We start from the raw sequence: 14,706 nt of genomic DNA, 5'->3' as shown, positions 1-14,706 counted from the left end.
TTTTACCAATTTCTTCTTGTGCTTTCTTTATTTTTCCTTCTAAATCGCTCTTTGCTGCCCCGATATCTGTAGCAATTTTCCCTTCCAAAGCAGACTTTGTGGTATCAATTTTCCCGGACAACTCATTTTTTGCACTCGAAATGTCATTGGAAAGCGCTTGCTTTGCTTGATCCAATGTTCCGCCTTGCTTCGTAATATCTTCAATAGCTTTTGTATTTTTACCGATTTGGTCTTTATTCGCAGCGATATTTCCTTCGTTGGTCTTTACTCGTCCTTCCAGGGCCTTATTTGTTTGACCGATATCTTCTTGTGCTTTCTTTATTTTCCCTTCTAACTCAGTCTTTGCTGTACCAATATCTGTAGTGATTTTACTTTCCAAATCAGATTTAGTGGTATCAATTTTCCCGGACAACTCATTTTTTGCACTCGAAATGTCATTGGAAAGCGCTTGCTTTGCTTGATCCAATGTTCCGTTCGGTTTTGTGATATCTTCAATAGCTTTTGTATTCTTACCGATTTCTTCTGTGTTTTTACCAATTTGGGTTTTATTGGCTTGAATTTCTCCGGCATTCTTTGCAATGGCGTTCTTATTTGTATCCACTGCACCGCCGGTACTTGTCAACTTTTGAACGGCATTCTGAATAGCCGTGTCTAATGTTCCGCCTTGTTTCGTAATATCTCCAATGGCTTTTGCGTTATTGCCTATTTGGTCTTTATTCGTTTGAACATCATTCTTGATTTTCGCAATGGTTCCGTCAGGGCCATTTAATGTAGCTAATGCCTGTGTATTAGTAGCAATCGCCGATGTATTTGTACCAATTTGGGTTTTATTAGCCTTAATCTCTCCGGCATTCTTTGCAATGGCTCCACTATTCGTCCGTTGACTCTCTTGAAGTCGCTGCATCCCTTGTCCCGTCGCATCCAACATCGTATTAACCTGCGCAATCGTTTGATCCAATGTTCCGCCATCTTTCGTGATATCGTTAATAGCGTCTTTATTTGCTTTCACTGATGCTTCAAAATTTTTCAACGACTGATCATAGGCACCTAATGCCGTGCTATGTGCCTTAATTTCTTTTCCCTGTGCTTGAATAAGATTTTGTTGAGTAGCTAATTGCTCCAATATTTCTTGAATCCGCTGTTCCAAAGCCGGATTATTCTCATTTGGCCCTGCCGCATACGAAGAAAACGTTCCCATACCGCCTAGACAGCAAGCAATACAAAGAGCTAGACGTAACGTGTGTTTTATATGCACAGACCGTGTCGTTTTCCCCCCGTGTTTAACCAGTTCGGAAACGACCTGATACATCCCCTTTGATCGATTAAAAATAACCTTATAAATACGATTCATCTAAATACCTCCTAATATTCACTACACAGACATACGTAACATTTATAAACAAGGACTAACCTTTTTACTCTACTTTAAAAATACATGTTGCGATACTTCTATATTCTCATAATCAAATATGTGCTAATTTTTTAACGTCCATCAGCTTATCAAAAACTTCCGGAGCAATCCCTTCTTCTAAGGCGACTTCTCTTAAGGTCATACCTCGTTCTGCTGCTTTTTTCGCAATAGAACAAGCCTTATCATAGCCAATTTCCGGCACTAACCCCGTTACTAAAATAAGAGAATTATGCAAATTGCGAGCAATCTGTTCCTCCTTTGGCTGAATACCTATAATACAATGATCCGTTAAGGATATGATGGCATCACTCAATATACGAATAGATTGATTCATATTATAGGCTATCACCGGCATAAACACATTTAATTCAAAATTACCTTGTGAGGCCGCCATTCCTACGGTTACATCATTTCCCATCACTTGTACTGCCACCATCGTCACGGCTTCACATTGTGTCGGATTAACCTTAGAGGGCATAATTGAACTACCCGGTTCATTCGCAGGAATCGTAATTTCACCAATGCCACAACGTGGACCGGAGGCTAACCAGCGTATATCGTTGGCAATTTTCATGAGATCACATGCCAGGGCCTTTAACATACCATGCACAACAACCAATTCATCTTTACTGGCAAGTGCCTGGAATTTATTGGGTGCCGTTGTAAACGTTTCGTTCGTTAGTGTAGAAATCACCTCGGCAAACCGACAGGCAAATCCTTCCGGACAGTTAATTCCCGTACCTACCGCTGTACCACCCATAGCAATATCTCGTAAGAATGAAATTCCACTCTGTAAAAACTCAACATTTCGTTGAATCATTCTCATCCAGCCACTCATTTCTTGCCCTAATGTCAAAGGCGTTGCATCTTGCAAATGCGTACGACCTATTTTCACGATTTGGGCATAAGCAGCCACTTTTTCTGCCAAGGCCTCTTGCATTTTTTGCAATGCTGGCAACAGCCGCTGTTGAATATCTAAAACCGTCATTACATGTAATCCCGTGGGAAAAATGTCATTAGAACTTTGCGATTTATTGACATGATCATTGGGATGGACCGTTATTGATGAACCATGTGCTGCTGCTATTTGTACCGCTCGATTTGCAATTACTTCATTGACATTCATGTTAAATTGCGTTCCACTGCCAGTCATCCAAACAGCCAACGGGAAGTTGTCTTTCCATTTTCCCCGGATGATTTCATCACATGCTTGCACAATCGCTTCAACACGTGCCTTATCCAATACATCTAGTTCGCCATTTACGATGGCTGCGGCTTTCTTTAATTGAGCAAAGACCGTAACTAATTCAGTGGGAATTTTTTCCTTCCCAATGCGAAAATTTTCATAACTTCGTTGCGTCTGAGCCCCCCACAATTTATCACCAGGAACAGCTACTTCTCCTAACGAATCCTTTTCAATCCGATAGTCCATATACGTTACTCCTCTGAAAACAACTATATTTATATGTAAGATATCTGTAATTCCTTACAATATTCCAGTTAGAAGTATACTCCTTTTCTATTTTTTTTCAATATCGTAACACAATAAAAATTGTTTGTCGAATAAAAGTATCTATTTTCCATTATTTTTATTCTTTTTTTTGTATATCAAGTTACTAATAATGCTTGTTTTTATCACATTAATAATAATATTCAATATTCAATATTCAGAAAATTATATATGTATACTTTTTAACAATTTTCTTACAATTACATTTACACATAAGTAACCTCAAGATATTAAAAAACATTATAAAAAAAGAATGTAAGTCAACACTTACATTCTTTTTCTTTTTTAACATAATTATCGCTAATATATACAAAAGATAATTTATCCTGTGCTCTTGCGTTTTCAGCAAGAGCCTATGCACTTTCAATAATTACTTTCCCTTATATGCAATTACTTCAACTTCTACTAACGCCTGCTTCGGCAATGAACAAATTTCAACGCACGAACGAGCCGGCAATGTTTTATGGAAATAATTACCATAAATTTCATTTACAGTAGCAAAAAAGTCCATATTCGTAATATATACCGTAGTTTTAACGACATCATCAAACGTAAGTCCTGCCGCTTCTAAAATAGCACCTACATTTTTCATGCATTGCTCTGCTTGTCCTTTTACTGTATCCGCAACGATTTTTCCCTTTTCCGGATTAATTGCAATTTGTCCCGAAGCAAACAAAAAATCGCCTGCTTGAATTGCCTGTGAATACGGTCCTACTGCTCCTGGTGCCTTCTCTGTTTGAATAACCTTAACTGCCATATGTATCGTCTCCTATCTACATGTTTATTTATGTATGAATAATCATGGTTATGCCCTGCTATTAATTATTTCAACTGTACAGGATAGCCATTTTCTTTTAACATTTCCACTAAATATTCTACATGCTTTTCATTAGCCGTTTCTAATTCCAACCCTACAGCGGTAAACCCAATACTTATACCATGCTGACTTCTGTCATGCGTAATAGAAATGATATTTGCATGAGAGCGCGAAATGAGGGACAACAATTTTACCATTTCACCGGGATTATCAGAAACCACCGTTTCAAATACCATCTTTCGCCATGAACGAATTAACCCACGATTAATAACCCTGGTCATATTGTTTACATCAATATTGCCACCACTCACCATCGCAACCACACGCTTATTACGAATGCCTGAAATTTTACCATTTAATAATGCCGCAATGGGTACCGCACCGGCACCTTCAGACACGGTTTTAGCTCTTTCCAGCAATAGCAAGATGGCTTCAGCAATTTCATTTTCATCGACCGTAACAATATCGTCTACATATTGCTGACAAATACGATACGTTACATCGCCAGGAGTTTTAACGGCAATACCATCAGCTAGCGTTGCCTTGCCATTACATGTCGTAGGACTGCCCTTTGCCAGCGATTGTTGCATAGATGGCATGTTTTTAGACTGGACACCTACTATTTTAATATTGGGATTAATTGATTTTGCTGCTATAGCTAAGCCCGAAATCAAGCCACCGCCACCAATAGGTGCTACGATGACTTCCGTTTCCGCTAATTGTTCCAAAATCTCTAAGGCGATCGTTCCCTGTCCAGCAATAACTTCCGGATCATTAAACGGATGAACAAACGTATATCCCCGTTCATTCATTAATTCCACCGCTTTCGCTGCGGCTTCATCAAAAAAATCACCATGTAAAACCACATTTGCCCCATAGCCACGAGTGGCGGCGACTTTCGCCAAGGGAGCATGCTTAGGCATGCAAATCGTTGATTGACAACCGTATTCACTGGCGGCCAACGCGACTCCTTGGGCATGATTTCCTGCCGATGCAGCGATAACACCTTTCTTTCTCTCTTCATCGCTTAAGGTCGCCACCTTATTATACGCCCCACGTAATTTAAAAGAGCCGGTCCGTTGCAAATTTTCCATTTTTAAAAATACCTTGCATCCCGCTCGATCGCTTACAGAATGCGTATAAGATAATCCCGTTTTTTGGGCCACTCCTTTTAACCGTTCCCGTGCGGCTTGTATCATTGCTAATGTAACTGTTTCTTGGCTCATAAGATGGACTCCTTTCTGTACCATGAAAATCACGTTAAAAATAATATACCTTGCTCTCTCTATATATGTCAATACGAAAATGTTATATCGTATCCATACATAAAACAATCGTATATTCCGAGTGTATTATGCTAAAAAATCAAACTAAAGGAGTATTTATTACTTATGATATTAATTTTTTTGCGTAAAAAAAACAAGTTGTGACAAAATATCATGTCACAACTTGTTTTATAAAAAAGATTACATCATGCCAGGCATGCCACCCATACCAGCAGGCATAGCCGGTGCAGCCGGTGCATTTGCTTCCGGTTTATCAGCAACTAACGTTTCCGTTGTCAATACTAAAGCAGCAATAGATGCGGCATTTTGTAATGCTGACCGTGTAACTTTTGCCGGATCCACAATACCCGACGCTACCATATCTACATATTCTTCCGTCAATGCATTGAAACCAATGCCCTTAGGCGAAGATTTTACTTTAGATACAATAACAGATCCTTCTAAACCTGCATTGGCAGCGATTTGACGTACCGGTTCTTCAATAGCCCGTTTTACTAAGTTAATACCCGTTTGTACATCGCCCGTTTCATTAAATTCATCCAATACCGGTAAAATGTGGATAAACGTAGAACCACCGCCAGCAACAATACCTTCTTCAACAGCTGCACGAGTAGCATTTAACGCATCTTCCAAGCGTAATTTTTTGTCTTTTAATTCTACTTCCGTAGCAGCACCTACTTCAATAACTGCTACGCCACCAGACATTTTAGCTAACCGTTCTTGTAATTTTTCTTTATCAAAATCAGACGTTGTATCCGCGATTTGTGTGCGAATTTGAGCTACGCGATTTTTAATTTCTTCTGCATTTCCGTGACCTTCAACAATCGTGGTTTCATCTTTAGTTACACGGATTTGACGAGCCGTACCTAAATCTTCCATCGTCACGCTATCCAATTTACGACCTACATCTTCAGTAATAACCGTAGCACCCGTCAAAATAGCGATATCTTCTAACATAGCTTTACGGCGATCGCCAAAGCCAGGAGCCTTAACAGCAACCGCTTTAAACGTACCGCGAAGTTTATTCACAACCAACGTTGCTAATGCTTCCCCTTCTACATCTTCAGCGATAATCAACAATTCTTTCCCTGCTTGTACAACCTTTTCAAGCACCGGCAACATTTCCTGAATAGACGCAATTTTACGATCCGTAATCAAAATGTACGGTTCGCTCATGACTGCTTCCATTTTATCCGTATCAGTTACCATGTAAGGAGAAATATATCCGCGATCAAATTGCATCCCTTCAACTACGGATAATTGCGTTCCCATTGTTTTCGATTCTTCTACGGTAATAACGCCATCTTTACCTACTTTTTCCATCGCATCAGCAATCAACCCGCCGACTTCTTCATCACCCGCAGAAATCGAAGCAACTTGTGCAATCGCTGCTTTATCCGCAACAGGAATAGCACGAGTTTGAATTTCTGCAACCAATTTAGCTACGGCTTTTTCAATGCCTCGTTTTAAAATCATCGGATTGGCACCGGCAGCGACGTTGCGCATACCTTCTTGAATCATTGCTTGGGCTAACAACGTTGCCGTAGTAGTACCATCACCAGCAACATCATTGGTTTTCGTTGCAACTTCTTTAACCAACTGTGCTCCCATATTTTCAAAAGCATCTTCTAATTCAATATCCCGAGCAATCGTCACACCATCATTAGTAATAGTCGGTGCCCCAAATTTTTTATCCAATACAACATTACGACCTTTTGGTCCTAACGTAACTTTTACTGCATTAGCCAATGCGTCTACGCCTTTCCCCAGCGCACGACGAGCTTCTTCATTAAACAAAATTTGTTTTGCCATTATGAACACACTCCCTATATAATTATAATTATGTTTTTACTTAAATTATGCTTTTACTTAGCAAATAGCTAAAATATCTCGTTCGCTAACAATTAAATAATCTGTTCCTTCAAATTTTACTTCCGTACCTGCATATTTGGAAAAAATAATTTTTTCGCCTACTTTAACATCTAAGGCAATACGTTTTCCTTCATCGGATAATTTACCAGGTCCTACGGCCACTACTTCACCTTGACTTGGTTTTTCTTTAGCTGTATCTGGCAAAAAAATGCCGCTAGCTGTTTTTTCTTCTTGTTCTAATACACGAATTACTACGCGATCTCCTAATGGTTTTAACATAGTATATTCCTCCTTATACTACACATCTTGTTTTTGTTAGCACTCTTTGTCTTCGAGTGCTAATTACAATATATAGTGTACCCATAAAAGGTAAAAAAGTCAAGACCCTCAAAAATTTTTATTTACTTTTTCACTTTTTCTCTCGCCACTTGTTGTACTATCAATTGTGCCACCTCTTTTAACGATTGCCTGTGTTGCATACTATATTGTTGCAATCTTCGATAAGCCTCCTCTTCACTTATCGCTAAACGCCGAATCATAATCCCCTTGGCCTGTTCGACCAACTTGCGTGTTTCCATCCGCTCGTTCATTTCTTGTAATTGCTGATATGCTTTTTCCTGTCGTAAAAATTGCGCTATGGCAATTTCCATTGCGGGAAATAATTGCAATCCCGAAATCGGCTTTACTAAATAACCAAAAACACCTGATTCACCAGCCTGCATAACCATATCTTGACGATGATACGCCGTTAATAATACCACCGGTGCTATATGTTCATAACCTATCATACGGGCCGCATGAATGCCATCCAACTTGGGCATGCGAATGTCTAACAATACAATATCCGGACGTTTTTCGCGTACTAATGCAAGTGCTTGCACGCCATCTGCTGCTTCGCCGACAATATGATGTCCTGCTTCACGCAGCATCTCGCCTAAATCCATCCGAATGATGCCTTCATCATCACCAATAACAACACGATATGTCATATCTCATTTCCTCCTGGACACGGAAAAAACAATAATACTTTCGTTCCCGTAGGCTGATTAGGGACTATTTTCCACGTTCCTTGTAAATCCGTTTCAATCAATGTGCGTACTAGCTCCAACCCTAAATGTGCTTTAGGCAAAGAAGAAGGCATCGTCATTCCCTTTCCCGTGTCTGCCACACATACATTTATTTGCGTGCCTTCTTTGTGTATATCTATCGACAATACACCTGTTTTCTCAGCAAACCCATGCAGTACGGCATTGGTAATTAATTCATTTAAAATAAGTGCCATGGATGTAGCTTGCCCTGAAGGTAAGCGAATCGACTCCCCCCTGACCAAAACATCCACTTGATCTGATGTATGACAAAAACTTTTTACCAGTAATGACGCTAACGACTGGGTAACCGTTAACATATCCACATCTCGTGCTTCATGATACGCTAAAATATCGTGAATTAACGAAATACTTAAAATACGATTGACACTTTCTTGCAATGCCCTTTTCGTTTCGTCATTATCCGTACGCCGAAGTTGCATTCGCAATAAGCCCGAAATGGTTTGCAAATTATTTTTTACACGATGATGAATTTCCCGAATAACCGATGTTTTCACTAACAACTCTTCTTCTTTCTTATATAGTTCCGTCCGCTCCGTAAGAATAGACACCACTTGGCAAACTTTTCCCTGTTGCAGCAACGGAATAACACGCCGTGTAAACACGCGGTTTTCTACGGTAATATCATCCATATACCCCGTAGCACTAGCTAAGGCAACTTTAGCCCCCATAATATCCTGTTGGGCTGTGTAAATATTGACATCTCGTAATGAACCACGATGTCCACAGAACTGCATAATTTCTTCAGCCATTTCATCAGCATATAAAATAACGCCTGTATCATCTACTAAGACAATCCCATCTTGTACCGATAAGGGCCGGTACCACTGTCTTAAATCATGTTGTTGCGGCACCTGCAAGGCCAAATACGCCGTTTGCGTTAATTGACTTTTCGCCGCATCAACATAACCAAAAAAAGCCACCACCGCAATCGTAACGCCCGCATTATCCACAAAGGGATACGCATACATTGGCTCAATATGACCATAAGTCACTTCTCTCCCCGCATATACGGGATTACCCTCTTTTAGCACCCGATACAAGACCGGTTCTTCGTACCTATCTATATAATGCTTTCTCTCTCTATTGATAACTGTCGATTGGCGTGAAAAAGGCGTCCGCCACGCCACTAAAACAAGGGTATTCTCTTTCTTTCCCGGTACGAAAAGCTGCAATTCGCGATGAGATAAATCTCCCGCAAATTGCAGTAACTCTTCACTATGTTTTAAAATTTGTATTTGCACATCCGATAGTGCACTATCGCGGTGACAAATATCTTCTATCGTATCGTTCATAAGTACCTCTTATATAGAAGTCGTGGTAATAGACAAACCCGGCTTTGCATTTAACGTCAACGCGGAAAAAGCCCCGGCCTGTGCCATATAATACGCCCGACAACCAATCATGGCGGCATTATCCGTACACAAAACAGGCTCAGGATAATAAAACGAGTATCCCTTCCTATCACAGGCATGCTGCATACTTGCCCGTAAAGCCGAATTAGCTGATACACCGCCAGCCACAGCAATTGCCGTAGTGCCAATATACGCGGCGGCATCCATCGTTTTATCCACCAGCGTATCGACCACCGTCTTTTGAAAACTAGCTGCCACATCGGCGGCTACATAAGCAATTCCTCGTTGTTCTTGATTATGTAAATAATTTAAAACGGCTGATTTTAAACCACTAAAGCTAAATTCAAAATTATGTTTTTCCTGCAATGCCTTGGGAAAGAAAATCGCATTTTCATTGCCCTCTTTGGCCAACCGATCAATTTGCGGGCCGCCCGGATAAGGATATCCCATCACACGTGCAATTTTATCAAACGCTTCGCCTGCGGCATCATCCCTTGTTTGCCCCAACAAGACAAACTGATTATACGTTTTTACATGTACTAATTGCGTATGTCCACCCGATACAACCAAACACAAAAAAGGCGGTTCTAAGTTTGGATGACTTAAAAAATTCGCAAACATATGTCCTTCCATATGATTTACCCCCACCAACGGAATATCGCGGGCAAAACTAAGTGCTTTGGCCGTAGCAACGCCTACTAACAAAGCACCCACTAAACCGGGGCCATACGTAACGCCGATATGGTCTATATCCGCTAATGTACACTTGGCATCAACCAACGCCTTTTGTAAAACGGGTAATACATATTCAATATGTTGTCGTGAGGCAATTTCAGGAACGACCCCACCAAATTTTTGATGAATTGGCACTTGTGTCGAAATAATATTTGAGCAAATATGCCGTCCATCTTTCAACACAGCCGCTGAAGTTTCATCACAACTCGTTTCTAATGCTAATGTATACATAATCGATCCTTCTCTATCTATTTTATACTCCAACAATACGCTTCCTTTTTACATTCCATTATACACGCATCTTCTATCGGATCCGTATAATAAGCTTTACGTATTGACACGGTTTGATACCCTAATTTTCGATATAATGCCAGAGCCACGCTATTGGAACTACGTGCTTCTAAAAAAATAGTTTCACATCCCTCATCCCAAGCCGCTTCCATAAGTATTCTAACCAACATTTCACCATACCCTTGCCCTTGATATTCCGGCAATACGGCAATATTCGTAATCTGTCCTTCCCCTACGACATTCCATAACCCCGCATATGCCCCTAGCAGGCCATCTGCTGTTTCTAATACATAATATAGGGCAAACGCATTGTCCTCTAATTCGCGTTTAATCACGTCTTTTGACCACGGTCGCGAAAAGCTACGCTGCTCTATCTCATAAATCCCCTCAACATCATCACCAATAGCCTTACGTGCGATCATGCTTTTTTTCTCCTTGTCTTTTTTCCCAAAGAATTTCCGCTTCACTCCGCCGCTTATAAGAAGGCGTCAGATGCATGACATCATCATAATCACCTATACGTATACGCTCATCTGCGGCTAATGCCAAACTGCCTGCCCGTGGAATCACCATGGTCGCCGGAGCAAGGGAAAAAGCGGCTTCTTTTTCAATCTTATCACGCCCTTTAATAGCCGCATCACCACAAAAAACGATCCTCTTTTCTTGCCTTGCCAGGGTATCCAACACCGCTGTAAACGGTGCGATAAAAATGTCATTATACACCTGTAACTGCCCTTTTTCCCACCGATATAAAGCCGCATAGACATTGCCCTTTTGAGCATCAATAAGCGGACAAATATACGCCGCATGACCAATAAAATTCCACGCCAAACTGACGGGCGTTTCAATTCCCACCAACGGTACTTCCCATGCAAACGCCAACCCCTTTGCCGTTGCCAACCCAATACGCAAACCCGTAAACGATCCCGGTCCCAACGATACGGAGATGCTATCAATTTGTTTTTTCGTAACGCCTGCTTTCGCCAACATATCTGCAATATGTGGCATCAACTGCTCGGAATGAGTCAACTTCGCTTGAATCGTAATTTCACTACGCAAAGTTCCTTCATGCAGCAAGGCAACACTCGATACTAAACTAGATGTTTCAATGGCTAATTGCATATTGTTCTACCTCTTTTTTTACCTTATCCCAATACGGAGAATTTCCCACAAAGTGAAAGACACGCGTATGTTCTCCTGTTTTTTCTATATATACCTGTGCTGCCTCAGTGGGAATACGAGTGGGAAATTTTTCCGCCCATTCAATAACCGTAACGCCTTGCTCTACATATTCATCAAATCCCAATGCATCAAGTTCTTCTTCCTCTTCTAAGCGATAAAAATCAAAATGTTGCAACGGAATTTCATGTTCATAATAATTTAAAATAGTAAACGTAGGACTCACAATAGGTTTCCTAATCCCCATACCTTGTGCTATACCCTGAACAAAATGCGTTTTTCCTGCCCCTAAATCCCCTTGTAAAGCGAGGCATTGTCCACTTTCTAAAACGCGACCAACAGCACATCCTAACGCCATCGTTTCTTTCTCCGACCGTGTCACTATATCCATCACCAATGCCTCCTTAAAAATGGGTCCATCCTTGCGGTTGCAAAGGGCTTTCTTTATCGCCATCACGCAATAAAACCATACCCGTTCCCGGATGAACGCTACCAATGATTGTCACATCATCATATTGTTTTTTCAATCGATAAAAGTCATCTTTTGCCATCGTAAAGACCAATTCATAATCTTCTCCACCACCAAAAGCATACCTATACCTATCCTTTTTCGCATAGGCACACCATTGTTCCAAAGCAGGAGAGAAGGGAATTTTATCCTTATCTAAAATCAAATTCACGCCTGACGCCTTAGCAATTTCATTTGCCTCACTCGCCAATCCATCACTAATATCATTCGCACAATGACAATTCATACTTACTAACAAACGACCTAATGCCAATTGTGGTTGTGGATATTGATGATGCTTGACCAGCTCCTCATACCCTCTTTCTTGTTGCAGCAAGACATCAAGCCCTGCACAAGAATTTCCTAGCGTATGCGAAATAGCGACTACATCACCCACATTCGCACCACTACGCAATAAGGCTTTATCCTTTTCGATTTCACCCAATACGGTAACCGTAATAACCGTGCTTTCACGAGCCGTAACGGTATCGCCCCCGACCATATTCACGCCATAAACTTGACAAATATCCTTCATCCCACGATACAATTCTTTGACATCCGCAACCGTCATAGACGGGATCAACGCAGTTGACAATACAAGCTGTGTCGCCGTGGCTCCCATGGCGGCAATATCACTTAAATTAGAAGCTACCGCCTTATAACCAACGGCATGCCACGTTGCCGTTTTGCCAATGATAAAATGATTTCCTTCTATCATCGTATCAATAACAACCACTTGTTCCATACCCGGTGTCGTTTTATACACCGCTCCATCATCACCAATCCCGACAGTTACCGTTTCAGGAGTGACAATCGTATGATCTTGAATAGCACGAATAAACCCAAATTCACCTATATCCGAAATGTTCATTCTTACCCTCCTGAATATACCTTATCCCCTGCATTTTGTTCTTTAGCACGTATACATATGATATATTATACCCCCTTTTATAAGGGGATATCAATATATTGCATAATATCTACCTAATCATCACCGTCCCGTAAAAATAGAACAAAAAAGCACAAACGGCGACAAGCACAACTGCTTATCGCCGCTAATGTTATCCCTCATAGCTATCGCTTAATCCTTTAAAAAATAATCTTTCGCAAATTGCATATCTTGAACCGTTTCCAACGTACCTAAATACGTTCCCTTCGAATCGCGAATTGCAAAATACGTAACAAAAAATAATTTACCATTTTTTTCTGCCCACCGTTCCAGCTTATCCCGCTTGCCTTCTTTAAATTCACTAATAATCATCCGTACCATCGCTTCAATCTTAGGCGGATGACAAGAATAAACATCTCGCCCTAAAGCGGCAAAGGGCCGTTTGAAATCTTTTGGTCCTTCATTAAAAAATTGATTATGATCATTCGCATCAACCACCGTTATTTCTACGGGCAACGTATTTAAAATAGCAATCAACTGTGTAATAGTGAGATTGCCGCCTGGCATGGATATAACCCCATCACTTATGGAAGTAGAGGCGACAGATGTAGCCAAATATGCTTCTGCTTCCTGCCACGGTTCTTGCGGCACCTGAAAAGCGACCTCATAATCTTTAGCATCTCGATATATTTGATACCAATCTTCCGCTGTCAACAACCGCACACAAATGGGAAACAATATATTTTCTTCTTTATAAATCATCTCTTCCATCTTGGTTAATAATGCCAATAACGCTTCTTTCCATGGTTGCGTGCGATCTTCCCGCCGCATTAAAATTCTAAAGTCACGCCGAATATCATCATCAACCGTCCACATCACTTTTGAAGGCCCCGTTACGCCATATTTCGTGGCGATAAACGGATAGATGAGATCCCCCTTCTTCGAATAATGGCTGCTAATACCACCTATTTCCGCCAAAAGAGCATCCACCGCTTCACCGTTAGCAAGTGCTTGTTGTAGCTTCTTAATAAGACATGCCAAGGCATCATTTTCTTTTTTCAATAATGCTAACGGATGTCCCCATGTAGCATATAATTGTTCCTTTTGTTCTTCCACTTCATCCTTATTCACAATATGTTGCTTCGTGTTGTCATGAAATAAAGCCGAATGTAAATCACATAACCGCTGCATTTCCTCTATAGGCGTTCCTTCTTGGATCAATTCCTGTTCCGCCGCCATAATTTCCGCAGCTTCTACATGGGAAAAAGCACGCGTAAATTCTTGACGTACCACATCCAAGGGAATCCCCTCATTTAATTTCTGCAACATCCCTTTTAAATTTTTTTTACGTTCATCTCTATCTTTAGCAACATTCGGATCGGCAAAAGATAACATTTCATTACCTTCCACCTCATACCCATGTTTACGTAATTTACGAATAATATGCCCTAAGGGAATATTTTTTTTAGCAGCTATATCTGAAATTTTAACCACATTGAGCATTTCCGGTACGGGTGGTAAATGAATATCTACTTCCTTTAATATAGCTTCTAAATCATCATGTTCTTTTAATAAAATTCCTACGGGTTGTTTTAAATCTATAACTTGTTTCATATTATCCCCTCTTCTCCTAATAGATTATGTATTCATATTTCATCTTTTCTTTAGTATAGCACTCCCTTTCTAAAAAAACCGTTGTTTTTACAACGCAAATAAAAAAAAGAGTACCGATATATCGGTACTCTTT

General features: G+C 40.5%; 14 protein-coding genes. All 14 read right to left on the bottom strand.

The window, feature by feature from the left end; translation table 11 throughout:
* Nucleotides 1-1,351 (bottom strand): ESPR domain-containing protein (locus HMPREF3182_RS03935; RefSeq protein ID WP_062485586.1); only part of this gene is annotated, 1,351 nt, incomplete at its 3' end.
* 112 nt (nt 1,352-1,463) lie between these two features.
* Nucleotides 1,464-2,843, bottom strand: a complete 1,380-nt coding sequence (gene fumC / locus HMPREF3182_RS03930) for a class II fumarate hydratase (RefSeq protein WP_062485585.1) — start codon at nt 2,841-2,843, stop codon at nt 1,464-1,466.
* Nucleotides 2,844-3,291: 448 nt separating this feature from the next.
* Nucleotides 3,292-3,678, bottom strand: coding sequence for a RidA family protein (locus tag HMPREF3182_RS03925; protein ID WP_007392303.1), 387 nt, complete (start codon nt 3,676-3,678; stop codon nt 3,292-3,294).
* Nucleotides 3,679-3,743: 65 nt separating this feature from the next.
* Entirely contained in the window at nt 3,744-4,964 is a 1,221-nt protein-coding gene (gene ilvA / locus HMPREF3182_RS03920; RefSeq protein ID WP_007392311.1) for a threonine ammonia-lyase, read from the bottom strand.
* Between the two features lie 240 nt (nt 4,965-5,204).
* Complete coding sequence (gene groL / locus HMPREF3182_RS03915) at nt 5,205-6,836, bottom strand: chaperonin GroEL (protein WP_007392306.1); 1,632 nt, start codon at nt 6,834-6,836, stop codon at nt 5,205-5,207.
* A 57-nt stretch (nt 6,837-6,893) separates the two neighbouring features.
* The gene (gene groES / locus HMPREF3182_RS03910; RefSeq protein WP_007392310.1) at nt 6,894-7,175 is read right to left on the bottom strand and encodes a co-chaperone GroES; all 282 of its coding nucleotides are present in this window, start codon (nt 7,173-7,175) and stop codon (nt 6,894-6,896) included.
* Between the two features lie 122 nt (nt 7,176-7,297).
* The gene (locus HMPREF3182_RS03905; protein ID WP_007392304.1) at nt 7,298-7,885 is read right to left on the bottom strand and encodes an ANTAR domain-containing response regulator; all 588 of its coding nucleotides are present in this window, start codon (nt 7,883-7,885) and stop codon (nt 7,298-7,300) included.
* Entirely contained in the window at nt 7,882-9,297 is a 1,416-nt protein-coding gene (locus HMPREF3182_RS03900; RefSeq protein WP_062485584.1) for a sensor histidine kinase, read from the bottom strand. Before HMPREF3182_RS03900 ends, HMPREF3182_RS03905 begins: the two co-directional genes overlap by 4 nt.
* Before the next feature lie 9 nt (nt 9,298-9,306).
* Entirely contained in the window at nt 9,307-10,323 is a 1,017-nt protein-coding gene (tsaD, locus tag HMPREF3182_RS03895; protein WP_036257377.1) for a tRNA (adenosine(37)-N6)-threonylcarbamoyltransferase complex transferase subunit TsaD, read from the bottom strand.
* A gap of 17 nt (nt 10,324-10,340) precedes the next feature.
* The gene (rimI, locus tag HMPREF3182_RS03890) at nt 10,341-10,805 is read right to left on the bottom strand and encodes a ribosomal protein S18-alanine N-acetyltransferase (protein ID WP_062485583.1); all 465 of its coding nucleotides are present in this window, start codon (nt 10,803-10,805) and stop codon (nt 10,341-10,343) included.
* Nucleotides 10,792-11,505: a tRNA (adenosine(37)-N6)-threonylcarbamoyltransferase complex dimerization subunit type 1 TsaB gene (gene tsaB, locus HMPREF3182_RS03885; RefSeq protein ID WP_062485581.1), complete on the bottom strand. Its 714-nt coding sequence runs from the start codon at nt 11,503-11,505 to the stop codon at nt 10,792-10,794. The genes rimI and tsaB overlap by 14 nt, the downstream gene beginning before the upstream one ends.
* Nucleotides 11,489-11,953 (bottom strand): tRNA (adenosine(37)-N6)-threonylcarbamoyltransferase complex ATPase subunit type 1 TsaE, encoded by a 465-nt coding sequence (gene tsaE, locus HMPREF3182_RS03880; protein WP_072270825.1) that lies wholly within the window; start codon nt 11,951-11,953, stop codon nt 11,489-11,491. Before tsaE ends, tsaB begins: the two co-directional genes overlap by 17 nt.
* A 13-nt stretch (nt 11,954-11,966) precedes the next feature.
* Nucleotides 11,967-12,941, bottom strand: coding sequence for a thiamine-phosphate kinase (thiL, locus tag HMPREF3182_RS03875; protein WP_062485577.1), 975 nt, complete (start codon nt 12,939-12,941; stop codon nt 11,967-11,969).
* 210 nt (nt 12,942-13,151) lie between these two features.
* The gene (locus HMPREF3182_RS03870; protein ID WP_007392315.1) at nt 13,152-14,573 is read right to left on the bottom strand and encodes a DUF438 domain-containing protein; all 1,422 of its coding nucleotides are present in this window, start codon (nt 14,571-14,573) and stop codon (nt 13,152-13,154) included.
* Nucleotides 14,574-14,706: the final 133 nt, after the last annotated feature.

Source organism: Megasphaera hutchinsoni (genome assembly GCF_001553405.1).
GTDB lineage: Bacteria > Bacillota > Negativicutes > Veillonellales > Megasphaeraceae > Megasphaera > Megasphaera hutchinsoni.
Note: the sequence above shows the minus strand (reverse complement) of the source record. Positions and strands in the feature narration are given on the sequence as shown.